Origin of the sequence: Williamsia phyllosphaerae, from assembly GCF_014635305.1 — a bacterium.
Lineage (GTDB): Bacteria > Actinomycetota > Actinomycetes > Mycobacteriales > Mycobacteriaceae > Williamsia_A > Williamsia_A phyllosphaerae.
This window is the reverse complement of sequence record NZ_BMCS01000002.1, coordinates 494010-519872: the sequence shown is the minus strand read 5'-3', so window position 1 is coordinate 519872 and position 25863 is coordinate 494010. Positions and strand designations below refer to the sequence as shown.

Genomic DNA, 25863 nt, shown 5'->3' with positions numbered 1-25863 from the left:
GTGACGGACCGATGGACGACACCACTGCACGACTGCTCTCCTACGACCGCGGCGAGAGCACCCCACCGCTGCTCGAGACCACGATCGGTCGGTCGCTGGCGCAGACCGCGGCGCGGGTACCCGACAACGACGCCCTGATCGACTGCGCGTCGGGTCGGCAGTGGACCTACCGAGAACTCCGGGCCGAGGTTCTCGCGGTCGCCGCAGGTCTGCTGCGCCGCGGCCTGCGGCCCGGTGACCGCGTCGGGCTCTGGTCGCCGAACCGCTGGGAGTGGGTCGTCACCCAGTACGCGGCCGCGGAGATCGGGGCGATCCTGGTCAACCTGAATCCGTCGTATCGTCAACGGGAACTCGAGTTCGCTCTCGACCACGGTCGGGTGTCGATGGTGTTGGCGTCGCCGGAATTCCGTGACTCCGACTACCCGTCGATGCTGGCCGCGGCGCGGCCGAACTGCTCGACCCTGCGCGACGTCGTCGTCTTCGGTGACGAGGAGTGGGCGGAGCTGACCGGCGACCCGACCGACGACGACCTGGCGGCCGTCGCGCAGGTGGCCGCGGGGCTCTCCCCGGATGACCCGATCAACATCCAGTACACCTCGGGCACAACCGGTTTCCCCAAGGGGGCGACCCTGTCGCACCGCAACATCTGCAACAACGGCTACTTCGTCGGCGTGCTGTGCTCCTACACCGACGCCGACCGGATCTGCATCCCGGTGCCGTTCTATCACTGCTTCGGCATGGTGATGGGCAACCTCGCGGCCACCTGCCACGGCGCGACCATCGTCATCCCGGCGCCCGCGTTCGACCCGGTCGCCACGCTGCGTGCGGTCGCCGAACACCGATGCACCAGCCTGTACGGCGTTCCGACGATGTTCATCGCCGAACTGGCCTTGCTGTCGGACACGGAGCCTGCGGAGCTGGACCATGCAAGCAGCGACGAGTTCGACCTCTCGAGCCTGCGGACCGGTATCATGGCGGGTTCGCCGTGCCCGGCCGAGGTGATGCGCCAGGTCGTCGATCGCATGCACATGACCGAGGTGTCCATCTGTTACGGCATGACCGAGACCTCGCCGGTGTCGACGCAGACCCGCGTCGACGACACCCTCGAACGCCGTGTCGGGACGGTCGGTCGGGTCGGACCGCACCTGGAGATCAAGGTCGTCGACGGTGACGACGCGACCGTCGAGCGTGGGGTGACCGGCGAGTTGTGCACGCGCGGGTACAGCGTGATGACCGGCTACTGGGACGAGCCCGAGAAGACCGCCGAGGTGCTCGGCGACGACGGCTGGATGCACACCGGCGACCTGGCGACGATGGACGCCGACGGGTACGTGCAGATCACCGGCCGCATCAAGGACATGGTGATCCGAGGCGGGGAGAACATCTATCCCCGCGAGATCGAGGAGTTCCTCTACACCCACCCCGACATCCTCGACGCCCAGGTGATCGGTGTGCCGGACGAGAAGTACGGCGAGGAACTGATGGCGTGGGTCCGATTGCGCGAGGGCGTCGTCGACTTCGATCCGGAGTCGGTGCGCGCGTTCGCCGCCGGGGTCATCGCCAAACACAAGATCCCGCGGTACGTCCACGTCACCGACGAGTTCCCGATGACCGTCACCGGTAAGGTCCGCAAGGTGCAGATGCGTGCGGATGCGACCGAGATACTCGGGCTGTAGATGACCAGTTCGATCACCGGCAGTGCGATGGACCGCTTCGTCGCCGGGTTGCCGATCGAGGTCGGCGCCGGACAGTCCGCCGACCCCACCGCCGACTACGACGTCCTGTGGCGGTGGTCGGTGACCCATCCCGCTCGTTTCTGGCGGGCACTGTGGGACTTCTTCGACCTCGACGGTGTTGCCGTCACCGCGCTCGCCGAGGGGGACGACGCCGTCCTGCCCGACGCGACGATGCCGGGCGCACAGTGGTTCCCGGGTGTCGAGCTGAACTACGTCGACCAGATCCTGCGGCACGCGCGGACGCACGCCGACCCCGCGCGGGCTGCGATCGTGGGTATCGACGAACGCGGTGGGCGGACCGAGATCACCTGGGCGGACCTGCCCGGACAGATCGGCGCCGTCGCGCAGGCGTTACGCGGTGCCGGGGTCGGACGCGGTGACGTGGTCGCGGCCTACCTCCCCGACGTCGCCGAGGCCATGGTCGCGTTCCTCGCCACCGCCTCCATCGGAGCCGTCTGGTCCGGGTGTGGTGCCGACTACGCGCCCGACGGTGCCGCCGCCCGCGTCGGTCAGCTCACGCCGCGAGTCCTGTACCTGGGCAACGGGTACCAGTACAACGGCAAGTGGATCGACAAACGCTCGCACGGCGTCGAGCTGATCGCCGCGCTCACCGACCTCACGGCGGTGGTCGTCGTCGAATCCGCCGACGGCCCCGGATTCGACCGCGACACCAACGCCGGGCCCACGCTGCTCGCGCATCACGACCTCGTCGCCGCGCCGGTGGATCCCGTGGTGGACGCGGTGCCCTTCGACCATCCGCTGTGGGTGCTGTTCAGCTCCGGGACCACCGGCCGGCCGAAGGGCATCGTGCACGGACACGGCGGAGTGGTGCTCGAACACCTCAAGGTCGCCGGGCTGCACTCCGACCTCGGCACCGACGACGTCTTCTTCTGGCAGACCGCGTTGAGCTGGATGATGTGGAACTACCGGTTGGCCGGATTGCTCTGTGGCGCAACCACGATCTGCTACACCGGTAGCCCGTTGTTCCCCGACGCCGACCGGTTGTGGGCGCTGCTCGAGCGCGAGGGCGTCACCTACTTCGGTACGAGTCCCGGCCAGCTGCAGGCGTCCCGCAAGGCCGACCTGAGCCCGGGATCCGACCACGACCTCTCCCGGTTGCGCTCCCTGGGGAGCACCGGTTCGACGCTGGCCGCGGACCTGTTCGTCTGGGTCGCCGAGCACGTCGGCGCGCACGTGCCGGTGTCGTCGGTCAGTGGTGGCACCGACGTCGTCACGGCGTTCGCCGGTGGGTCCGTCGGCATCCCGGTGGTCCCCGGCGAGTTGTCGGTGCGATATCTCGGTGTCGCATTGCACAGTTGGTCTCCGGATCGGCGCGAGCTGATCGACGAGGTGGGGGAGATGGTCATCACCGCCCCGATGCCGTCGATGCCGGTCGGGTTCTGGCGTGACGAGGACGGGAGTCGGTACCGCGCCGCGTACTTCGAGCACGACTGGACGCAGGGACGGGACCCGGGTGTGTGGCGGCACGGTGACTGGGTCACGATCACCGACCGCGGCTCGATGGTCATCCACGGCCGCAGCGACGCGACCCTCAACCGGCACGGCATCCGGATGGGCTCGGCCGACATCTACGAGGTCGTCGAGGCCGTACCCGAGATCGCCGAGGCGTTCGTGGTCGGCGTCGACGGCCCCGACGGGGCGTACTGGATGCCGCTGTTCGTCACCCTGGTCTCCGGGGCGACGCTCGACGACGATCTCCGCGCCCGGATCGCCTCCGACGTCCGACGGCGCCTGTCACCGCGGCACGTCCCCGATGAGGTGGTGCTCGCCCCCGGCATCCCACACACCCGCACCGGCAAGAAGCTCGAGGTCCCGGTGACCGGGATCCTCGCCGGTCGCGCCGACGTCGCGCTCGATCCCCGTTCGGTCGACGATCCGACGGTGATCGACTGGTACCGGGAGCAGGGCGCCGCGCACCGCTGGTGATCGGCCGGGTGCCCAACCCTTCAAACCACGGCAGTTCCAAAGGGTCACAGGAGTCGTCCCGACTGGTCTGATGACCGCCATGACTTCGACACTGACCAAGGAACTGACCGTCAACCGCTCCGACTGGGCGACGCCGCCCGCCGACGCGGACGGATGGATCGCACGTGCCCACGAGGTGGCCGCGATACTCGCGACCGACGCCGTCGAACGCGACCGCGCCGGCGCCACCCCCACCGCCGAGGTGGCCCTGCTCAAGGAGGCCGGACTCGTCACCCTGCTCGGACCCACCGAACACGGTGGCGGCGGGCAGAACTGGATCACCGCGTACGCCGTGATCCGGGCGGTCGCGGCCGGCGACGGTTCCATCGGCCAGCTCCTGGGCTACCACCTGCTGTGGTTCTGGGCGGCCCGTCTGGTCGGCACCCGCGAGCAGATCGCGGCCGTGGAGGCCGCTGCGACGCAGGACAGGTGGTTCTTCGGTGGCGCGGTCAACCCCCGGGACAGCGACGTCGTCGTCACCGACAACGGTGACACCATCAGCTACTCCGGACGCAAGTCCTTCTCCACCGGCTCGAACGTCTCCGACGTGACCGTCCTGGAGGGTGTCCTGAGCACCACCGGTGAGCACGTGTTCGCGATCGTCCCCAGCAACAGCGAGGGCTTCACCTTCCACGACGACTGGGACAACATCGGGCAGCGACTCACCGAGAGCGGCAGCGTCACCATCGACAACGTCACCACCGACTGGGCGTCGGCCGCCGGCTTCGTCGACAAGGCCTTCGCGCCCCGCGTCTACAACTCGCTCAACGTGCCGATCATCCAGCTCGTCTTCGTCAACTTCTATCTCGGCATCGCCCGGGGTGCGCTGGAGACCGCGGTCGACTACACGCGCTCGTCCACCCGGCCGTGGCTGCACGGCGGTTTCGACCGCGCCGTCGACGAGCCCTACGTGATCGACACCTACGGCGACCTGCTGACCAAGCTGTGGGCCGCCGAGGCGTTGGCCGACGCCGTCGCCGTCGAGCAGCAGGCGATCCACGACAACGCGTGGGATGTCACCGCCGAGGAGCGCGGCAACCACGAGGTCCGGGTCGCGGCGGCCAAGGCGCAGGCCACCGACGTCGCGCTCGAGATCACCACCCGCATCTTCGAGGTCACCGGCGCCCGGTCGACCGCGTCGAAGGTCGGACTCGACCTCTTCTTCCGCAACGTGCGCACGCACTCGCTGCACGACCCGGTCGCCTACAAGCGCCGCGAGGTGGGGCGCAACCTGTTGATCGGGGAGCTGCCCGAGCCCACCTGGTACAGCTGAGCGAATACCGCGTCGAGAGGGGTTGCCAGCCGGGGTCGGTACGTTAGCGTGGGCTGCGACCAATGACGTGTCGCGGCAGGAACCGTGACGCGGACACGACGTGAGCACGTCGAGAACGTGCGGGGCAACTTCGGTGAGGAGACACGAATGACGTATCAACCTGGCGGGGGCTCCGGCTCTGAGCAGGGCGATCCGAGTCAGGCGGGGTGGGGACGACAGCCCGGCCAGCAGGGCTACGGAGCGCAGCCCGGGGCGCAGCAGGGCTACGGAACGCAGCCCGGCGCGACCCAGGGTTATGGCCAGCAGGGTTCGTCCCAGCAGGGTTACGGCCAGAGCTACGGGGGCCAGGGCTACGGGGGCCAGAGCTACGGCCAGCAGCCCGCCGGGCAGCAGGGCTACGGCCAGTCCGGTGCCGCGGGCCAGGGCTACGGCCAGGGCGGCTACGGCCAGCCCGGGTCGTCCCAGCAGGGTTCGACCCAGCAGGGCTACGGCCAGGGCGGATACACCTCCGGTCAGCAGGGATACGGCAGCTACGGCCAGCAGCCGGCCGGTCAGCAGGGCTACGGTCAGCAGCCCTCGGGCTACGGTCAGCAGCCCACCGGGCAGCAGGGCTACGGCCAGACCGGTTCCCAGCAGGGATGGGGCCAGCAGGGCTACGGCCAGTCCGGCTACGGCGGACAGGAGCCCGCGGCCAAGCCGGCCGGTCAGGGTCTGCCCGCGGCGATCGGCACCTATCTCGTCTACATCCTCGGTGCCCTCGGTCTGATCAACCTGTTCATCGGGTTCGCCAACGCGCTGGACTACAACTACAGCGACGGCGTCAGCAACTCGAGCACGCTGTTCCAGTCGATCGGCGGCATCCCGTTGATCCCGCTGGCCGCCGCCGGACTCATCGCGCTCGCGGCGCTGCTCCCGAAGATCACCACCACACTGAGCCCCATCGTGGCCGGACTCGCGGTCACCGGTGCGCTGGTGGCGTTGTTCCAGGTCATCACGCTGTCCGACGGTGTCGACGCGGGGATCGGGTTCATCCTGCTGCTGGTGTTCGGCATCATCGAGGCGGTCGTGGCCGTCGTGTGGCTGCTCGTGCAGGGCGGTGTCCTCAAGACCGCACCGGAGTCGGCGGCACGCACTCATGACATCGGCGCGTCGACCATCACGTCGCAGGCACCCTCGACCACCGCGTCGAGCACCTACGGCGCGACGTCGGAGGGCCAGTCGCAGTCGTCGGCCTACGGCTACGGCTACGGACAGAGCACGTCCGCGCAGACCACCAACCTGAGCAAGCCGGAGGAGAGCTCCTCCACCGGTTCCGCGGGTACCGGGTCGTCGGGCACCGGGTCGTCGTCCGTGGGCGGCGACGCCGGCGCGCAGACCCCCGGTTACGGGACCCCCTCGGCCGGGTCGTCGGCGGCGGGCGAGTCCACCTCGTCGGCCACGCCGGGTTCGTCGGCCACGGGTGCACCCGCGGCGGGCGAGCAGGCCGGTCCGTCGCCCTACGGCGAGCGCACCACGGCGTTCCCGAGTTCGGAGCCCGGTGACACCACCGGTCGCTGACCGTCGGTTCGCCTGATTCATCTTCACCACGACACCCCGTCGGCAGCCTGCCGGCGGGGTGTCGTGCTGTGTGCGCTCGGGGGTGCCTGCGGCGCGCCTGACCACTCCGAAGGCAGGTCGATGTCACCCTCGTAGGGATGGTCACCTCCACCGGGGAATCGCTCTCCACACGCCTCCGCGAACTGCGTCGCGCGCAGCGCCGATCCGCTGCGCACAGCGCCGGTTCGGCGCGCGAACTCGTCGTCATCGCTTTCGGGCCCAGCGCCGTCGCACTGCTGGTCATCGCGGTGATCGCGCTCGCGACACTCCTGTCGGCGGGCAGCGGACTGACCGGCCTCACCGCCGCGATCGGCGCGATGTGGCTCTCCTCGCACCAGGTGCCGCTGACGATCAGCGAGGTCACCATCGGGGTGCTGCCGCTGGCCCCCACGATCGCCCTGGTCGCCGGGGTCGCGGCCATGACCGCGGGTGCGGCGGGCAACCACCGTCCCCGCTCGGAACTGACGTCGGTGTTCCTGGCCGCGGTCGCCGGCCCGCTGCTGATCACCGTGCTGAGTCTCGCCCTGGTGATGGACGGCTCGACCGTTCTCACCGTGGCCTCGCCGAACGCACTGGTGGCGTTCGCGTACACCATCGGACTGCACGCGCTCGGTGCCGGACTCGGGTTGGCGCGCGGTCGGTGGCGTGAGGTCGGTGTGCACCTCGGCGTGGCCCCCTGGGCACCCGCCGCGTTCCGCGCGGCCGGGGTCGCGCTGATCGGCCTGTTCTCTGCTGCGACCCTCGTCATCGCGGTGCGCCTGGTCGTCGCGCACGGCACCGTCGGTGAACTGATCGACGCGGGCCACGGATTCGCCGGCGGACTGGGCCTGACCGTGCTCTCGATCTTGTACCTGCCGAATCTGATCATCGGCGCGGCCGCGATGCTGGTCGGCGCCGACGCCCATGTCGGGACCGCCGGTGGCGACCTGTTCGCCGCGCACGGCGGATCGCTGCCGCCGTTGCCGGTGCTCGCGGTGCTGCCGAGCGGGGGCGGCGGGCCGTACGGCGCCGTCCTGCTCGTCCTGACCGCCGTCGTGGCCGTGCTCGCCGGCCGCCGCGCACTGCACGTCGACCCGATGCGTGCCACACGCACGGTCGCCGCCACCGCGGGACTCGCCGCGATCGCGATGGTCGCGCTGACCTGGCTGGGCGGCGGCGAACTCGGCGAACTCGGTTCGGCGGGCGCCACCGTCCCCGCGGCCGGGGTGTTCACGTTCGGCTGGTTCGCGGTGGTGGGCATGGTCATGGTGCTGATCCACGGTGTCCTGCCCGGCACCCGCGCCGCGCGTGCGGCGTACTACCGCGGCGACCCGCTCGACGGTGTCGCGGACGAGTTCGACCACGACGACCTCGACCAGGATGACCTGATCGATGCCGACGAGGTCGACAACGATGAACTACATGACGACGCCGAGGTTCTCGACGGTGTCGGTGACGGCGAGGGCATCGATCCCGATGACGCCGACCGTGATGACCTCGACGAGCCCGACGACGACGTCGTGAATGTCGCTGCCGCCGACGACGAACCGGTCTCCGACGTGGCCGACAACGTCACGCAGATGCCGCGGCGTGCTCGCGCGGACGTGGTTTTCGGTACCCACAGAACCGATTCGGACGACGACCACTAGGCTCACACGTGTCCTTCACCGACGCCGTCGACGGCTCTGTGTCGGACGCACACGCACGCCCAGCTCTGGCAGGAGTCGACCCTGAACGCCACGTCATCGGACCCTCGTGCGGCCGTCGTCGTGCTGGCCTCGGGGACGGGGACCCTGCTCGGCGCACTCATCGAGGCCGCCGCGGACCCGAACTACCCGGCCCGTGTCGCCGCGGTGGTCGTCGACCGTGACTGCCGTGCCCGCCAGGTCGCCGAGGTCGCCGGCCTGCCCACCACCGTCGTCGCGATGGCCGATCATGCGGACCGCGCCGCCTGGGACCGCGCGCTGACCGACGCGGTCGCCGCCCACGAGCCCGTACTCGTCGTGACCGCCGGGTTCATGAAGATCCTCGGCCCGGCGTTCCTGGAACGGTTCGGCGGAGCGATCGTCAACTCCCACCCCGCCCTGCTCCCGTCGTTCCCCGGCGCGCACGCGGTCGGTGACGCACTGGCGCACGGTGTCACCGTCACCGGCGCGACGGTGCATCTCGTCGACGACGGTGTCGACACCGGCCCGATCCTGACGCAGGCGCCGGTCATGATCTCCGATTCCGACGACGAGGTGTCGCTGCACGAGCGCATCAAATCGGTCGAGCGTGTCCTGCTGGTGCAGGTTGTCGCCAAATTTGTCACCAAAGGTGTTGTGTCCGATGGACGAAAGGCCCGTTTCTCGTGAGTGAAGACCCACGCATCCCCATCCGCCGCGCGTTGATCAGCGTCTACGACAAGACCGGGCTCGGTGAGTTGGCCACCGCGTTGGCCGCCGCCGGTGTCGAGATCGTGTCGACGGGTTCGACCGCGAAGACCATTGCCGAGCAGGGTGTCCCGGTCATCGAGGTGTCCGACCTCACCGGGTTCCCCGAATGCCTTGACGGTCGCGTCAAGACGCTGCACCCGCGTGTGCACGCGGGCATCCTCGCCGACTCGCGTAAGCAGTCGCACCGAGATCAGCTGGCAGAGTTGGAGATCGCACCGTTCGAACTTGTGATCGGTAACCTCTACCCCTTCGCCGCCACCGTTGCCTCGGGCGCGGGCTTCGACGAATGTGTCGAGCAGATCGACATCGGCGGACCGTCCATGGTGCGCGGTGCCGCCAAGAACCACCCGTCGGTCGCAGTCGTCGTCGACGCCGCCGACTACGCGTCGGTCACCGAGGCCATCGCCGCGGGTGGGTTCACCCTTGCCGAGCGGACCCGGCTCGCCGCCAAGGCCTTCCGGCACACCGCCGAGTACGACGTCGCCGTCGCCGGTTGGCTCAGCGGCGAGATCGCCGGCGAGGAGAAGCCGGCGTGGCTGGGACGCACGTGGACGCTGTCGTCGTCGCTGCGGTACGGCGAGAACCCACACCAGTCGGCCGCGCTCTACGTCGACGGCTCCGACCAGGGTGGCCTGGCCCGTGCCGAGCAGCTGCACGGCAAGGAGATGAGTTACAACAACTACACCGACTCCGACGCCGCCTGGCGTGCCGCGCACGACTTCGACCGTCCCGCGGTCGCGATCATCAAGCACGCCAACCCGTGTGGCATCGCCATCGGTGACGACGTGGCCCAGGCGCACCGCAAGGCCCACGAGTGCGACCCGGTCAGTGCGTACGGCGGCGTCATCGCCACCAACGTCCCGGTGAGTGTCGCGATGGCCGAGCAGGTCGCCGAGATCTTCACCGAGGTCATCGTGGCACCCGGGTTCGACGACGGCGCGCTGGGTGTCCTGACCCGCAAGAAGAACATCCGCGTGCTGCTGGCGACCCCGCCGCAGCGGGCGGGGTCCGAGTTGCGTCCGATCTCGGGCGGACTGCTCGTCCAGCAGCGCGACATCGTCGACGCCGACGGCGACGACCCGTCCAACTGGCAACTCGCCACCGGTGACGCGGTCGACGACAAGACCCTCGCCGATCTCGAGTTCGCCTGGCGGGCCTGCCGTTCGGTGAAGTCGAACGCCATCCTGCTCGCTTCCGACGGTGCGTCGGTCGGGGTCGGCATGGGCCAGGTCAACCGGGTCGACTCCGCGCACCTCGCCGTCCAGCGCGCGGGCGATCGCGCCGCGGGCAGTGTCGGTGCCTCCGACGCGTTCTTCCCGTTCCCGGACGGTCTGCAGGTGCTGACCGCAGCGGGCGTGCGCGCCATCGTCCAGCCGGGCGGCTCGATCCGTGACAACGAGGTCATCGACGCGGCCGCCGAGGCCGGTATCGCGCTGTACCTCACCGGTTCCCGCCACTTCGCGCACTAACCCTCACCTCGCGCGCTCCGTCTGACGGCAACGCGCGCCCACCGTTCATCCGCGCGCCCCGGTTGGCGCGCGCGCGAACGGTGGACGCGCGTTCGCGGCAAGCGCGAGGGCTACTTGTTCGGGTGGCGCAGGTCGTAGACCTGGTAGCTGCCGACGGTTCGCGGCGTGTAGTGCTCCTCGACCCACGCCTGGATCTTGCCCGTCACCGACGTCGAGTTGTACTGCGAGAACAGCTTCGTGGCCTGTTTCGACATCGCCGGGTCGAGACCGGGGACGACCGATGTCGCCGACCGCCGTCCTGTCGATCCGTGGCCGCGCGATCCGCCGGCCGAGGCGAGGTAGTACGTGACGTCGCCGTCGCGGATGTACTGCCGGAACTCGGCGAGGGTGGGGACGGGGTCGTTGTTGAATCCGCCGATGGCCATCACCGGCTTGTCGGTGTCGAGCTCGATCTGTGCCGCGGCCGACGAACGACTCACCGCGGCCGCCCATCTGCTGGTGGTGGACCCCAACAGCGCTCGCAGCTCGGGCGACTTGTCGGAGGTGCCACCGAAGAGCCCACCGAAGCCCCCGCCGCCCTTCGACGGCCGGTCCTCCGACGCGGGGCTGACGGACGGTCCGCCACCGGTGTGCGGTGTGGCCACGACCTCGGTGGCGTAGGCGGCCGGTGCGAGCAGTGCGCCCACCACCGCGGCGACCGCGACCCCGCCGAGAACGAACCGCCGACGCGACGGCACTCCCGACACCGACACCGACCCGGCCCGGGAACGCGACCGGCCGATGAACCCGACCACCAGCACGGAGCCCGTCGCGAGGACGGTCACGACGAGCGTCGCCCACTGCACCGCGGGCAGCCAACTCGACTGGCGCTGCATCAGCACGAATCCCCACACGCCGGCCGCCGCTACGACCGCGGCCAGCCCGACGATCGCCACGATCCGGTCGCGCTGTTTCCAGCATTCGACGACGCCGAGTCCGATCACGCCGGCGATCGGCGGCGCGATGGCCAGCGAGTAGTACGGATGCGGATTCGACTTCATGTACGAGAGCACCAGCCCGTCGATGACCATCCACAGCCCGAAGACCAGTACCCCGGCGCGCATGAGGTCGGTGCGCGGTGCGCGCCCCCGCAGCACGAGCGCGACGACCAGGGCCACCAGTGCGGCGGGCAGCAGCCACGAGATCTCGATGCCGAACTCCCCGGAGAACAATCGTGTGAGGCCCGGTCCGTCGGCGAACATCCCGCGTCCGCCGGCACCGGACTGCCGGATCCGGTCGATGAGGTCCTGGGCCTGTGGCGACGAGATGACCGAGCGGGCGGCACCCCCGCCCTGCTGTTTGCCCTCGATCCGGGCGAGCCCGTTGTATCCGAGCACCAGGTTCATGAAGTTGTTGTCGGTCGAGCCGGCCAGATAGGGACGCGACGACGCCGGCCACCAGAGGGTGAGCAGGACGTACCACCCGGCCGAGACGACCATCGCGGCCGTCGCGATCACCAGATGCAGGACGCGTCTACCGATGCCGGTGGGCGCGGCCACCAGGTATACCAACCCGAGGGCGGGCAGGACCATGAGGCCCTCGAGCATCTTCGCCAGGAACGCGAACCCGACCGCCACTCCGGCCAGAGCCAACCACCGACCCGACGCGGTGGCCGTGGCGCGGATCGCGCAGTACGCGGCCGCGGTCATGAGCAGGACCATCGCGGCGTCCGGGTTGTTGAAGCGGAACATCATCGCCGCCACGGGGGTCAGGGCGAGTGCCGCGCCTGCGATCAGCCCGGCGCCGCGTCCGGCGACGCGCGTTCCGGCGGCGTACATCAACGCGACGGTCGCGACGCCCATCAGCGCCTCGGGGACCAGCATGGACGCACTGGAGTAGCCGAAGATCTGCCCCGAGAGCCCCATCACCCACTGGGACACGGGTGGCTTGTCGACGGTGATGAAGTTCGACGGGTCCACCGACCCGAACAGCAGGGCCTCCCAGTTGCGCGAGCCGGCCCAGGCCGCACCCGCGTAGAAGACGTTGCCGCTGCCGTTGACGGTGATGTTCCACAGGTAGAACACGGCGGTGCCCAGGAGCAGGATCGCGACGGCGATCCGGTCGATCGGACGCGCTGGAGGCAGGTCAGAGGATGGAACGGTGTGCGCGGATGGGGCAGATCGTCTGATCGCGTCGATGGTCACGATGCCGACAGTCGTGCGCCCACCTGAGCGTCATGTGGCGATCACCTGTGAGGTCGCTGCGAATCACGCGAAGAGTGCGACGTTTCCGGCAACCTGCCCGTTGCTCCCGATCTCCGGTGTCGCGATGGGCCGCAGCCAGAACCGATCCACCGCCGACATCGACGGTGACAGCCACGACCGCACGGTGTCCGCGATTGAGGTCGCTCGGTCGCGCACGATGTTGATGCGACGGGTTCCGCCGGTCGGGGAGTGCAGGGCGGCGCTGACCATGCGCGGCCGCTCGCCTGCGTACCAGACCTCGATCCGGGTGTCGCCCTTCGTGAACCGGAGCCACCGGTGTCCGATCACCGTCCACCCCGCGTCTCCCGCGAGCGTGATCAGTTCTTCCTTGTCCACGCGGCGTCACCTCCTGTTCATGTCGATCCCTCTGTCGACTGTAGAACGGGGTGTCGGGCCTGTCTGTCGTTGGAACACACTAATTTTCGTTGCCGAGGGCAGCGAACTACCCGCGCCCGCGTGACGGCAGGAGGTCGCCGGCCGACACCCCGCGCGACGTCACGTCGCCGGGGAGATCCTGCCCGCGGATCAGGGCGGCGGTGACCCGCGCCAGCGCCGCACATGTCTGGATCCCGTACCCGCCCTGCCCGGCGCACCAGGAGAATCCGGGCAGGTCCGGATCGGGCCCGGCCACCGGCGTGCGGTCGGGCACGAACGACCGTAGGCCTGCCCATGACGAACGGACGTGTCGGGAGCCGATGGTGGTCACCTCGGCGATCTCGTCGAGCGCGCGGGCGATCTCGAGGTCGTCGGGCCGCGCGTCCGACGGTGGCGTCGGTGTCTCGTCGGCGGGGGAGCACAGCAGCTGTGCACCATCGGGTTTGAGGTAGAACGACTCGTCGATGTCGCTGATCGTCGGCAGACCGTCGCGGGCGAGTCCGTCGGGCATCGCGAGCATGAAGACCGTCCGACGGCGTGGGGTCAGTCCGATCGGGGTGGCACCCACCGAGTGACCGAGTTCGTCGGCCCACGCCCCGGCCGCGTCGACGACGACCGGGGCCCGGATGACGTCGCCGTCGGTGGTGACGACCTCCCAGAGCCCGTGGGCGAACCGCAGGGAGGCGACACCGGCCGAGGTGGCGACTGCGCCGCCGCGGGCACGCAGACCGCGCAGGTACCCCTGGTGCAGGGCGTGCACGTCGATCTCCATCGAGCCGGGTTCGTGCAGGGCGGCGTCGATGGTCTCCGGACGCAGCGCGCCGAACAGCGCGACCGCCTCGGTGGGGGTCAGCAACTCGACGTTGGGGGTGAGGGTGGCGACCTCGGCGAACATCGACCGCAGCGCGTCGCCGCGGCCGACCCGTGCGAACTGCAGCAGCGGACGCGGGGTGAGCAGCGGTCGGTCGAAGCAATCGGGCGGGTCGGTGAGGAAATCCCGACTGGCGGTGGTGAGACCGCGGATCACCCGGTTGCCGTAGCTCTCCAGGAACAGTGCCGCCGAGCGCCCGGTGGTGTGGAACGCCAGCGCCGGTTCCCGCTCGAGCAGTACGACGCGGCGGTCGTCGGACAGTTCGTAGGCGACCGACACACCGGCGATGCCACCGCCGATGACGATCACGTCGGCGGTGGCATCGATGTCGTGGCTCATCGAGAGCCGAATCTACTCCGGTCGGGTCACACGTTCTGGGTGAGCAGGAACAGGCCACCGGCGAGCGCGCCGCCGATGATCGGTCCGACGACCGGAACCCACGCATAGTTCCACTCGAGACTGCCCTTGCCCTTGATCGGCATCAGCGCGTACGCGATACGTGGCGCCAGGTCGCGAGCCGGGTTGATGGCGTACCCGGTCGGGCCACCCAGGCTGTTGCCGATGACGAGGACGACGAACGCCACACCGGCGTAGCCCAGCCCGGAGTTACCCAGGTCCAGGGTGCCGCCGTTCTGCGAGATCGCCGGCGAGCGCAGGATCCAGAACACCAGCACGAACGTGCCGATGACCTCGGTGACGGTGTTCCAGAAGTAGCTCTTGACCTGCGGACCCGTGCAGAAGATGCCACGGGTGTCCTCCGGGTGTGGATCGGCGTCGAAGTTCTTCTTGTACGCCGCGTAGCAGAGCATCGCGCCGATGAACGCGCCGATCATCTGCGCACAGATGTAGATCGGCACCTGCGACCACGGTGTCTTGTCCGCGATCGCCAGACCCAGGGTGACCGCCGGGTTGAGGTGCGCACCCGACTGCCACGCGATGGAGGCACCGGCGAAAACCGCGAGGCCCCAACCGAAGTTGATGAACAGACCACCACTGTTGTGGAAGCCGGACTTCACCAGGTTGTTGCCCGCCACGACGCCCGCGCCGAGCAGGATCAGGACCGCGGTCCCGATGATCTCCCACAGCCAGATCTGGCCGTCCGTGACGGCGCTCATGCGGACACGTCCGCGACCGCCGCCGATCCACGGACACCTCGTGCACCCATCCGGGCCGCGTCGGCGGTCCGGTCGTCGGGCTGACGTTGCGACTCGATCTCGGCATCGACACGCGCGCTGTAGTTCTCGATCTCACGGGCCCGCTGCTCGGCACTCCACCCGAGTGCGTCGGCGACGATGTCGGCGACGTCGGACGCGGCGCTCTTGCCGCGGTCCCTGGTCTCGATCGACACGCGGGTACGCCGCGCGAGGATGTCGACGAGGTGCAGGGCACCCTCATGGGTCACCGCGTAGCGGATCTCCGCACCGAGGTAGCGGTTGTCCGTCGAGGCCACCGGGGTGGCCAGTTCGGGCTCGGCGGCGATCAGCTCGAAGATCTCCGAGATCGCGCTGCCGTACCGACGCAGCAGGTGCTCGACGGTCTTCACGGGCAGGTCGTGCTCGTTGGCCAGGCGCACACGCGCCTCCCACAGCTCGTCGAAACCGTCGGCGCCGACGAGCGCGATGGTCGCCGTGCGTGAGGGTTCCACGCTGCGTTGCCCGGCGACGGCGGCATCGATCGCGTCGGCGGCCATCACCCGGTAGGTGGTGTACTTGCCGCCGGCGATGACGGTGAGACCGGGGGCGGCGGGCACCACGGCGTGCTCACGCGACAGCTTGCTGGTCTGGTCGGACTCGCCCGCCAGCAGCGGACGCAGTCCGGCGTAGACGCCGACGATGTCGTCGCGCACCAGCGGCTTCTCGAGCATCACGTTGACCTCGGCGAGGATGTAGTCGAGGTCGGCGCTGCTCGCGGCTGGGTGGGCCAGGTCGAGATTCCACTCGGTGTCGGTGGTGCCGATGATCCAGAAGTCGTCGCTCCACGGGCACGGGATGACGAACAGCAGGCTCTTCTCGGTCTCGGTGATGAGACCGACGGCGGAGTCGATGCGGTCGCGGGGCACCACGATGTGGACGCCCTTGGACGCCTTGACGCGCAATCCGCTTGTGCTGCCTACCATCTCCTGCAGCTCGTCGGTCCACACGCCGGCGGCGTTGACGACGTGCTTGGCGCGGACATCGACCTGTTCGCCGGACTCGAGGTCCTCGACCCGGGCGCCGATGACGCGATCGCCGTCGCGCAGGTAGCTCGTGACCCGGGCGCTCGATGCGCACAGCGCGCCGTAGCTGGCCGCGGTACGCGTCAGCATCATCGTGTGCCGGGCGTCGTCGACCTGTCCCTCGTAGAACAGGACGCCGCCGCGGATCTTGCCGCGCTTGGCGCCCGGGAAGATCTCGAAGGTGCTCTTCTTGCCGATGTGGCGGAGGTGATGCGGCACACCGCGTCCCGCGCCGAGGATGTCGTAGAAGCCGATACCGGCACCGGCGTAGGCGCGGTCGTAGATCGGGGTCACGAGCGGGAAGATGAACTCGACCGGGCGCACCAGGTGCGGTGCGACGGTGTTGAGCATCAGCTTGCGCTCACGCAGGGCCTCGAAGACGAGCGAGAAGTTGAGCTGCTTGAGGTAGCGCAGACCACCGTGGAACAGCTTCGACGAACGGCTCGAGGTGCCGGCGCCGTAGTCGATGGCCTCGACGAGGCCGACACACAGCCCGCGGGTGGCGGCGTCGATGGCGGCACCGCCACCGACGACACCGCCGCCGATCACGAGCACGTCGAGTTCGGTCTCGGCCATCGAGGCCAGTGCACGCCGCCGCGATGCGGGGTCGAGCGCTATGGGTTGCAGAGTCATGACGTTCTCCTTCCGGAGATCAGAGAAGTTGTGCAGAAAAGATTGTCGAGTCCGGTGGGCATGCGGCCGACGGTCACACGTCCACCCAGTCGAGGGTGCGGGTCACGGCCTTCTGCCAGCGCCCGTAGTAGTCGGCCCGCTCGTCTTCGGTCCAGTGCGGCTCCCACCGGGATTCCTCTTTCCAGTGGGTTTCCAGCTCCTCGGTGTTCTTCCAGAACCCGGTGGACAGACCGGCCGCGTACGCGGCGCCCAGGGCGGTGGTCTCGGCGACGACCGGTCGACTGACCGGGATGCCGAGCACGTCGGACTGGATCTGCATGCACAGCGAGTTCGCGGTGACGCCACCGTCGACGCGCAGCACCTCCAGCTTGACGCCGGAGTCCTTCTCCATGGCGTCGGCGACGTCACGGCTCTGGTAGCAGATCGCCTCCAGCGTCGCGCGTGCGATGTGGGCGTTGTTGTTGAAACGCGACAGCCCGACGATCGCGCCGCGGGCGTCGGAGCGCCAGTAGGGCGCGAACAGACCGGAGAACGCGGGCACGAAGTAGACGCCACCGTTGTCGGGGACCTCGCGGGCGAGCGATTCGCTCTGTGCCGCACCGGAGATGATGCCCAGCTGGTCACGCAGCCACTGCACGGCCGAGCCGGTGACGGCGATCGACCCCTCGAGTGCGTACACCGGCGGCTTGTCGCCGAACTGGTAGCAGACCGTGGTGAGCAGACCGTTCTTCGACCGCACCAGCTTCTCGCCGGTGTTCAGCAGCAGGAAGTTGCCGGTGCCGTAGGTGTTCTTGGCCTGTCCGGGGGAGAAGCAGACCTGACCGACCATCGCGGCCTGCTGATCGCCGAGCGCGCTGGCGATCGGGACCTCGCCGGCCAGCGGGCCGGTGCGGGTGGTGTGGCCGTAGGGCTCGGTCGGGGACGACGGGACGATCTTCGGCAGCATCTGCTTCGGGATGTCGAACAAGGCGATGAGTTCGTCGTCCCAGTCGAGGGTCTCCAGGTTCATCAGCATGGTGCGGCTGGCGTTGGTGACGTCGGTGACGTGCACCCCGCCGTCGACTCCGCCGGTCAGGTTCCAGATCACCCAGGTGTCGATGGTGCCGAACAGGGCGTCACCGGCCTCGGCGTCGGCGCGCACGCCGTCGACGTTCTCCAGGATCCACTGCGCCTTGCCCGCGGCAAAGTAGGTGGCGGGCGGGATGCCTGCCTTCTCGCGGATCGTGTCGCCGGCGCCGGAGCGCTCGAGCGCCGAGGCGATCTTGTCGGTGCGGGTGTCCTGCCACACGATCGCGTTGTAGTACGGCCGCCCCGTGTTCTTGTTCCAGACGACGGTGGTCTCGCGCTGATTGGTGATGCCCAGCGCGGCGAGGTCACCCGCCTTGAGGTTCTTCTTGCGCAGACCGTTCTGCAGCACCGAGGAGGTGCGCTCCCAGATCTCGATCGGATCGTGCTCGACCCACCCTGCCTTCGGCATGATCTGCTCGTGTTCGAGCTGGTGGCGGGCCACCTCGGCTCCGGCCTGGTCGAAGATCATGAACCGGGTACTCGTGGTTCCCTGGTCGATGGCACCGATGTATTGCGTCATGTGTCCCTGCTTCGTCGAAGGGTGGATCGTGAGTGATGTGGATCTCATCCAACCTCCACGCTAACCACGGCGTCACACCCTGACGAGGGTCGTCGTTCGACAATGTCGAACAAACCCGCCGACAGGCGTAGCGTCCGAACACATGCCGGGTCTGATCCAATCCGTGGAGCGAGCGACGGCCGTTCTGCATCTGCTCGCGACCCGACCCGAGCCGGTACCGCTGTCGGAGATCGCCTCGGCCCTCGGCCTCGCCAAGACCACCACGCATGGTCTGGTGCGGACCCTCGTCGCGGTCGGGGCGGTCGAGCAGACCGCCGACACCGCCGGCTACTACCTCGCCGACGACCCGTTCGGCGCGCGCAAGGACCGTTGGGACGTCAACGAGGTCCGGTCGCGGGCGATGAACTGGACCGACGCGTTGGCCGCGCGGACCGGGATGGCGACCCAGATCAGCGTGCTGAGGGGTCGTGAGGTGCGGATCGTGCACGATGTCCTCGCCGCGCACGGGGACGGGCTCGTGCTGCGGACCGGCAAGTCCGTGCCCGCCCACGCCACGGCGCACGGACGGATACATCTCGCCTTCGACGTGCATCTCGCCCGCGAGCTCATCGCGTCCGGCCTGCCCGCGGTGACCCACCGCACCATCACCGACGGCGCCCAACTCGCCCGCGAACTCGCGGCGGTCCGGGACAGTGGATGGGCCTGCGGTCGGGGTGATCTCGAGGCCGATGTCGCGACCCTGGCCGCACCCATCCGGGATCAGGGCGGGTCTGTGATGGCCGCGGTCGGATTGTCCGGGGAGATCGACGAGGTGTGCACACGATCCGGTGCCCCACGACCGGCCCTGCTGGACAACCTGATCGCCGCCGCGCGGTCGATCTCGCGGTCCATGGGTCACGGGCAGCTGCAGTGATGGCGTCGACGACGAGGGGACACCGACAGTGACGGCACGGTACGTCGCCGCGATCGACCAGGGCACGAGCTCGACGCGCTGCATCATCTACGACCGTGGCGGGGTCATGGTCTCGGTGGCCCAACGCAAGCACACCCAGTACTTCCCGCAGCCCGGATGGGTGGAGCACGACGCGCTCGAGATCTGGAAGCTGGTGCAGCGGTTGATCCCCGAGGCGCTGCGCAACGGGGGCATCGAACCCGACCAGCTTGTCGGACTCGGGATCACCAACCAGCGTGAGACCACGGTGATCTGGGATCCGACCACCGGGGTCCCGCTGCACCGGGCGATCGTGTGGCAGGACACCCGGACCACCGACAAGGTGGAGGACCTGCGGTCCCAGGGGGTCGCGGCCGACGCCGAACACCGCACCGGGGCGCCGTTGTCGAATTACTTCAGCGCGCCGCGACTGAGCTGGATGCTCGACGCGTGTACCGGCTCCCGGGCCGCCGCCGAACGGGGGCGGGTGCTGTTCGGGACCATGGACAGCTGGCTCGTGTGGAACCTGACCGGCGGGGTCGACGGTGGGCTGCACGTCACCGACCCCACCAACGCGAGCCGCACCATGCTGATGAACATCGAGACCGCACAGTGGGATCCGACGCTGCTCGACGTGTTCGACGTCCCCGCCGCGATCCTGCCGGAGATCCGCCCGTCGATGAGCCGCGTGGGGGTGACCACCACACCGGTCGCGGGCATCCCGATCACTGCGATGATCGGAGACCAACAGGCCGCGTTGGTCGGGCAGACGGCGCTGCGGGCGGGGGAGTCGAAGTACACGCTCGGCACCGGCGGGTTCCTGCTGTTCAACACCGGCACGACGCTGGTCCGTTCGCGCAGCGGATTGATCACCACGGTTGCCTTCCAGTCCGACGGGCAGCCCATCCGGTACGCCCTGGAGGGGTCGAATCCGACCGCCGGTGCGCTGGTGGAGTGGATCCGGCAGAACCTGGGGATCATCGCGACGCCGGCGGAGATCGAGACGCTCGCCTCGACGGTCACCGACAACGGTGGGTGCTACATCGTGCCCGCGTTCTCCGGATTGCATGCACCGCACTGGGTCTCGGGGAGTCGGGGACTGATTGTGGGGTTGACGTCCTACATCACCCGTGGACACCTGGCGCGGGCGGCGTTGGAGACCAACGCCTTCGCCGCCGCGGCCATGGTCACGGCGGTCAATGACGACCTCGCCGCGGCCGGTGTCGACACGTCGCTGACCGAGCTGGTCGTCGACGGCGGCATGACGGCCAACAACACGATGATGCAGATGATCGCCGACATGTGCGATGTCCCGGTGACGCGGCCACAGATGGCCGAGGCGGTGGCGCTGGGCGCGGCGTACGCGGCCGGGCTGACGGTGGGCCTGTGGACCGATGAGCAACAGCTGCGCCGGAATTGGCGCGCGGCAGCGGTCTGGAAACCCGATGTGGATCCCGCCGACCGCGAACGTCGCCTGGCCAATTGGTCGGCGGCAGTGCGACTGGCAAGTCAGTGGAGTCCGGTGTAGCAACCACGGGCTCAACCCACGAGAAGGCGCAACCACGGGCTCAACTCTCGAGAAGGCGCAACCACGGGCTCAACTCTCGAGAAGGCCCAACCACGGGCTCAACTCTCGAGAAGGCGCAACCACGGGCTGACTGTGTGGAAAGCGCCATCGAGTGTGCTGACGGCGTGACGCGAGATGTACAGCGAACAACGCACACTCGATGCGTGCTTTCCGCACTGTCGGCGGTTTTTAAGACCGCTGACGGTGCAGAAGTTGCGCGTCGAGTGTGCGTTGTTTTCGTGTTGGTATGCGTCACGCCGCCAGCACACTCGACGGCATCTTCTACACAGTCAGCTCACGCAGTTGGTGGGGTTCAGCTTGTGCTGACCGTGTCGAAATCACACATCGAGTGTGCTGACAGCGACACGTGAGACAAGGAGCGAACCGACGCACACTCGGTGCGTGTTTTCGGCACTGTCGGCGGCTTTGAGAAACGCTGACGGTGTCAGCAGTCGGCAGCCGACGTGCGGACGCAGACCTGCTGCGCGACCGCGCGCGGGTCGATCGTCCAGAATTGTTGCCGCCCGGTGGTACCCGTCGCGACGACCGTGGTCGGCGTGATCGTTGCGAGCGCGGTGTTGCCCTTGTCGTTGGGGCCGAAGAGGCTGCCCGCGTCGAGGACGGTGCCGTCGGGGTCGAGACGGTGCAGTCGCCCGTCGGCATCCGCCACGACCGTGCTCGCGCCCACGGTCACGATCGACGTGATCGCGCTCGAACCGACCGGTACGCCCGCGCCGATCTGCCTCCCGGACCGCTGATCCCAGCGGGTGAGGGTGCCGGTGGCGTCGCCGGCGAGGAACGTGGTCCCGGCGGCGGTGATCGCGGTGACCGGCCCGCGGGTGGCGAACACACCGGACACCGGCGACGCGACGGTCTGCGACACGGCCCACCGCCGCACGGCGCCGTCCTGGCCGCCGAGGGCGATCGATCCCGAATCCGCCCCGAACGCAACGGCGCCGACACCGACACCGCCGAGTCCGACGGTGGCCAACGGCGCGAGTCCGCGGAGGCTGACGTCGAAGATCTGCACCTGCGTCCCGCCTGCGGTACTGGTGGCCAGCCGCGAGGACGACGGACTGAAGACCATGCGGTCGACGTCCTGGCGTCCGAGCATGATCGGTGCACCCACGGCGCGAGGTGTGCGAAGGTCGCGGACGTCCCACAGCTGCGCGAGATGCGTGCTGTCCGAGGTCATCATCCACAGTCCGTCGGGGCTCATGGTGGCGCCGTTGAAGTGTCCGGGCGCATCGATGGCCGCGATGGCCCGCGGTGCCATCGGATCGGTGGCGTCCCACACCTGCACCGGCCCCCGGGCGAACGACGTGACGCACGCGGTGCGCGCCACCGAGCACGCCGGCGGCAGCGCCCCACCGAACCCGCCGTCGAGCAGGCCGGCGGGTAGCGACCACGCCAGCGGCGCGGCCGTGCCCGCACTGACCAGGGTCGACTCGTCGGTGAAGACCGTCGACGCCAGGGCCGAGGTCGGTGATCGCAGGGCGGGTGACGCGCGGCGGGGTGCCTCGGGACCGGTGACGTCCCAGACCTGCGCGGTGCCGTCGGACGAGGTGAGCGCGAGTCGGGTGCCGCGGGGCGCGAACGACAGTGACTCGACGCCACCGGACTCGGCCGTGACGCCGGGTCCGCGGGCCACGAGGCCGTTCACGCCGACGTCGAACACCGTTGCGCTGCCGGTGGTGTCGCCGACGGCGGCGCGCCGACCGGCGGTGTCGAATGCGATGGAGTCAACCCGTCCCGCGGTGTCGGTGTTCGACACCGACACCGGTGAGCCGGGGTCTGCGAGATCCCACAGTGTGGCGCCCTGCGCGGACCCGGCGAGCAGCTGTGGACGTCGTGGGTTCCAGGCGAGGGCGGAGGTCGGTGAGCCCGAGACGGTGCCGACCGGTGTGGGCGCGGCGGCGTCGGAGATGTCCCAGACGCGGACGGAGCCGGCGGAGTCGGTCGCGGCCAGCCACGGGCGGACCGGGGAGAAGGACACGGTCTGCGGTCCGGACTCGCGATCGGTCGCGGTCTGCGCGATCCGCGAGACGAGTGCAGGCGCGGCGCCGGTGACCCGCCACAGCTCGAGCGATCCGCGGTCGCCACGTCGCGCCAGCAGCGAGCCGTCACCGTTCAGCGCGACCGACGCACTGACGATCGGAGTGGACGGTGCGGGCACGGACAGTGCGGCCGGGACGGGGTTCTGCTGCGTCGCCACAGCGGTGGACAGCAGACGCACGGAGCCGTCGGTACCGGTGAGTGCGACCCGCCGACCGTCGCCGGAGGCGGCCACCGCCAGTGACGGGTCCGGGGTGCCGATGGGTCGTGCGACGGGTGAGGACTGGGTGGCCAACAGCGCGGACTGCGTCCGCGGGTCCTGTGGTGCCTCCCGGAAAGCTGCGAGGGCCAGGGTGGCTGCCGTCGTGGGATCGGTGATCGTCGTCGCGGTGACCCGCGCGAGCGTCGCGTCGAGGCGGGCCGCGTCGCGACCGGTCGAGACGTCGCCACCTCGGACGAACTGGGTGATCGCCAGCACCGAGGCGACCACCGCGACGATGACGAGCAGACCGAGCAGGACGCGCCGGCGAGATCTGAGCAGTGCCGTACGTTCTCGCGACCGGGACAGGAAGTTCTCGGCGTCGGGGGAGATCGTGTCGATCTCCTGCACTGCGCGGGTCGCCGCGCGCAGCCGGTCGTCGTCGTACAACGACGAGTCCGGACGACGGTCGGACTCCCAGGCGTCGGCGTCGGCCTGCAGCGCGGCGAGGACCGGCGTGTCCGTCCGTCGCTCGTCGACCCAAGCGGCCAAACGCGGCCATGCTCCGACCAGCGATTCGTGCGTGAGGCGTACCTCGCCGCGTGTGTCCGCGACGATGACACCCGCGTCGACGAGGTGCGCGAGCACCCGACCCGTGTGCGGGTGCGCCGACAACGTCGACGTCAGTTCGGCGGCGGTGATGCCGGTGCCGACGAGGTGACCCGCCCCGGTGAACCGGACGGTCGCCAGCAGGATCAGACGCGCGACGGTGCGGTCGGTGGTCGAGAGGCGGCTGATGGCGCGGTCGGCCGCGACACCGACGATGTCGGCGACCGGATCCGAGGCGCGGTAGGCCTGGCGGGTGATGGTGGTGTCGGCACGCGTGCGCCACAGGTGGTCCATGAGCACACCCAGCGCGATCAGCGGCGGAGTCGTCGAACCGACGGCCGACAGGTCGCGGGCGATCTCGGCGGCGAGGCCGGATTCCACTGCGCCCCCACGGATCCGGGCGGGTTGCTCGATCGCCTCGACGATCTCGTCCTCGGTCATCATGCGGACGACGACGGCGCGATCCTCGAGGGTGCGCACGAGAACGGGGTCGGCGGCGGCGTCGGGGTAGAACTCGGCCTGCAGTCCCACCACGACGGCGACACGCTGGTCGGCGGCGAGGGCATCGACGACGCCCAGGAACGAGGTGCGGGTGGCGCGGTCGCAGAGGGTGAACAGGTCCTCGGCCTGGTCGATCACCAGGAGAAATGCCCGACCGGACGCCTCGGACGCAGCGGCGACGGCACCGAGCCACGCATCCGGCTCGGCACCGAGCGGTTCCGGTTCGACCCCGAACGTCTCGGCCAGGGTGGCCAGAGGGTTCGGTCCGGGGGTCATGGTGACGATCGTCGCGGAGACACGGGTGTCGTTGCGACGCAGTCCCATCCGTTCCACAGCGGGGATCAGACCGGCATGCAGCAGCGAAGTCTTCCCAGAACCGCACGGACCCAGAACGGTGACCGGCCCGTTGCCGGGGATCGCACGCATGTGCAGACGCCGTCTGAGTTCGGTGCGCCCGGAGAACAGCTCGGCGTCGCCGCGGCCGTACGGTGCCAGCGGTCGGTACGGATCACCGATCGACGCCCCGCTCGTCTCGACGGTGATCTGACCGACGGAATCGTCAGTCGGCGTTGATGTCTCGTCGGTGATCAGCGGCTGCGGCGGCAGCTCATCGATCGGACGGTGTGACCGCGATGCGGCACGCGAGACCACAGTGTCGTGCATGCACGAATTCCCCCTCGGGGGCGACAACAACCGCCCCCTGTATCGGTCAGCCGGACGGCTGACGATCTTCCCCTGCGTGCATTGTGCAAAAGGTGATTGCGTTTGTCCAATGGTGCATGTGGTACGCGATGCTCACGAAAATTGTTTCTGCAGCAGCGATTTCGATAAATGAACTACGAGTTTTCGATCGAGAATCGTTCAGGGTGTCGTGATGGACGCGGGCATGACCAGCCCGCGTCGCCAGATCTCGGTCAGCGTGATGATCGCCGCCTCGTCGTCGCGGCCGACGACGAGTTCGTCCTTGCCCGCGACGAACCATGTCCAGCAGAAGGATTCGAGCATCGACACGATCGCCGACGCGAACAGGTTCTTGTCCAGACCGATGTCGACGCCGCTGCGTTCCACCGAACGGAACACCTCGTTGACCGCCCGGATGCCCTCCTGTCGACGGTTGCGCCACCACAGGGCGAACTGCCGGTCGGTCATCGACAACTGGAAGGCGCCGATCATCTCGGGCAGGTAGTCCCGGTAGGTCGCCCAATACGCGCGCACGGCCTGCTCGATGTTGCTGCCCGGGTCCGGGGTCAGGTTGCGGCGGGTCCGTTCCAGGATCTGCGCGGTGAAATCGTCGAGCAGCGCCTCGAGCAGCTGCTGTTTGTTGTCGTAGTAGTTGTAGAACGATCCCGTCGACCGCCCCGCCGTCTCGGCGATGTCGGAGATCTTGGCGTTCAGGAATCCCTTGTCCGCGAACACCGTGCGGGCCGCGGCCAGGAATGCCTTCTCGGTCCGTCGGCCCTTCGGGGTCGCGATGGTCGACGGAGTCGTGATGACAGGAGGGGTCGTGATGACGGGAGGGGTCATGATGACAGGAGGGGTCGAGCCGGCCGGGGTGTCGGCCGATCCGTTCTCAGCTCTCACCACCGCACCTCCCGACCCTGC

17 protein-coding genes are annotated in these 25863 nt (G+C 69.2%); 9 read left to right on the top strand and 8 right to left on the bottom strand.

The genetic code is table 11. From position 1 onward, the window contains the following. Positions 1 to 11 precede the first annotated feature (11 nt). The 7 genes from IEV93_RS16330 to purH all read left to right on the top strand — a co-directional run bounded on the left by IEV93_RS16330 (position 12) and on the right by purH (position 10474). On the top strand, positions 12 to 1676 hold the full coding sequence (locus IEV93_RS16330; RefSeq protein WP_188491016.1) for an AMP-binding protein: 1665 nt from the start codon (positions 12 to 14) through the stop codon (positions 1674 to 1676). Beyond that, complete coding sequence (locus IEV93_RS16325) at positions 1677 to 3683, top strand: acetoacetate--CoA ligase (RefSeq protein ID WP_371873853.1); 2007 nt, start codon at positions 1677 to 1679, stop codon at positions 3681 to 3683. Positions 3684 to 3762: 79 nt separating this feature from the next. Next, positions 3763 to 4995, top strand: a complete 1233-nt coding sequence (locus IEV93_RS16320) for an acyl-CoA dehydrogenase family protein (protein ID WP_188491015.1) — start codon at positions 3763 to 3765, stop codon at positions 4993 to 4995. Positions 4996 to 5142: 147 nt separating this feature from the next. After that, the gene (locus tag IEV93_RS16315; protein WP_188491014.1) at positions 5143 to 6552 is read left to right on the top strand and encodes a DUF5336 domain-containing protein; all 1410 of its coding nucleotides are present in this window, start codon (positions 5143 to 5145) and stop codon (positions 6550 to 6552) included. A 137-nt stretch (positions 6553 to 6689) separates the two neighbouring features. After that, on the top strand, positions 6690 to 8219 hold the full coding sequence (locus IEV93_RS16310) for a cell division protein PerM (RefSeq protein WP_188491013.1): 1530 nt from the start codon (positions 6690 to 6692) through the stop codon (positions 8217 to 8219). A gap of 81 nt (positions 8220 to 8300) precedes the next feature. Continuing rightward, positions 8301 to 8924 carry a phosphoribosylglycinamide formyltransferase gene (gene purN / locus IEV93_RS16305; protein ID WP_188491680.1) on the top strand — a complete coding sequence of 208 codons (624 nt, stop codon included), beginning with the start codon at positions 8301 to 8303 and terminating at the stop codon, positions 8922 to 8924. Then, entirely contained in the window at positions 8921 to 10474 is a 1554-nt protein-coding gene (gene purH / locus IEV93_RS16300; RefSeq protein WP_188491012.1) for a bifunctional phosphoribosylaminoimidazolecarboxamide formyltransferase/IMP cyclohydrolase, read from the top strand. Before purN ends, purH begins: the two co-directional genes overlap by 4 nt. Before the next feature lie 110 nt (positions 10475 to 10584). Here purH and IEV93_RS16295 read toward each other — a convergent pair whose 3' ends face one another. From IEV93_RS16295 to glpK (IEV93_RS16270), 6 genes are all read right to left on the bottom strand, one after another. Beyond that, entirely contained in the window at positions 10585 to 12657 is a 2073-nt protein-coding gene (locus tag IEV93_RS16295) for an ArnT family glycosyltransferase (protein WP_229705240.1), read from the bottom strand. A gap of 63 nt (positions 12658 to 12720) precedes the next feature. After that, positions 12721 to 13053 carry a hypothetical protein gene (locus IEV93_RS16290; protein ID WP_188491011.1) on the bottom strand — a complete coding sequence of 111 codons (333 nt, stop codon included), beginning with the start codon at positions 13051 to 13053 and terminating at the stop codon, positions 12721 to 12723. 106 nt (positions 13054 to 13159) lie between these two features. After that, on the bottom strand, positions 13160 to 14302 hold the full coding sequence (locus IEV93_RS16285) for an NAD(P)/FAD-dependent oxidoreductase (protein WP_188491010.1): 1143 nt from the start codon (positions 14300 to 14302) through the stop codon (positions 13160 to 13162). Between the two features lie 26 nt (positions 14303 to 14328). Then, a complete protein-coding gene (locus IEV93_RS16280; RefSeq protein WP_188491009.1) occupies positions 14329 to 15078 on the bottom strand; it encodes an MIP/aquaporin family protein in 750 nt (249 codons plus the stop codon). Then, on the bottom strand, positions 15075 to 16811 hold the full coding sequence (locus IEV93_RS16275; protein WP_188491008.1) for a glycerol-3-phosphate dehydrogenase/oxidase: 1737 nt from the start codon (positions 16809 to 16811) through the stop codon (positions 15075 to 15077). Before IEV93_RS16275 ends, IEV93_RS16280 begins: the two co-directional genes overlap by 4 nt. Before the next feature lie 73 nt (positions 16812 to 16884). Then, entirely contained in the window at positions 16885 to 18399 is a 1515-nt protein-coding gene (gene glpK, locus IEV93_RS16270; RefSeq protein WP_188491007.1) for a glycerol kinase GlpK, read from the bottom strand. A gap of 142 nt (positions 18400 to 18541) precedes the next feature. Here glpK (IEV93_RS16270) and IEV93_RS16265 point away from each other — a divergent pair, with 142 nt between their 5' ends. Continuing rightward, positions 18542 to 19312, top strand: coding sequence for an IclR family transcriptional regulator (locus IEV93_RS16265; RefSeq protein WP_188491006.1), 771 nt, complete (start codon positions 18542 to 18544; stop codon positions 19310 to 19312). Positions 19313 to 19340: 28 nt separating this feature from the next. Beyond that, entirely contained in the window at positions 19341 to 20858 is a 1518-nt protein-coding gene (gene glpK / locus IEV93_RS16260; protein WP_188491005.1) for a glycerol kinase GlpK, read from the top strand. A 484-nt stretch (positions 20859 to 21342) separates the two neighbouring features. Here the strand turns inward: glpK (IEV93_RS16260) and IEV93_RS16255 are convergent, their stop codons facing one another. Beyond that, entirely contained in the window at positions 21343 to 24924 is a 3582-nt protein-coding gene (locus tag IEV93_RS16255) for an nSTAND1 domain-containing NTPase (RefSeq protein ID WP_188491004.1), read from the bottom strand. Positions 24925 to 25122: 198 nt separating this feature from the next. After that, complete coding sequence (locus tag IEV93_RS16250; RefSeq protein ID WP_308691298.1) at positions 25123 to 25842, bottom strand: TetR/AcrR family transcriptional regulator; 720 nt, start codon at positions 25840 to 25842, stop codon at positions 25123 to 25125. Between the last annotated feature and the right edge of the window lie 21 nt (positions 25843 to 25863).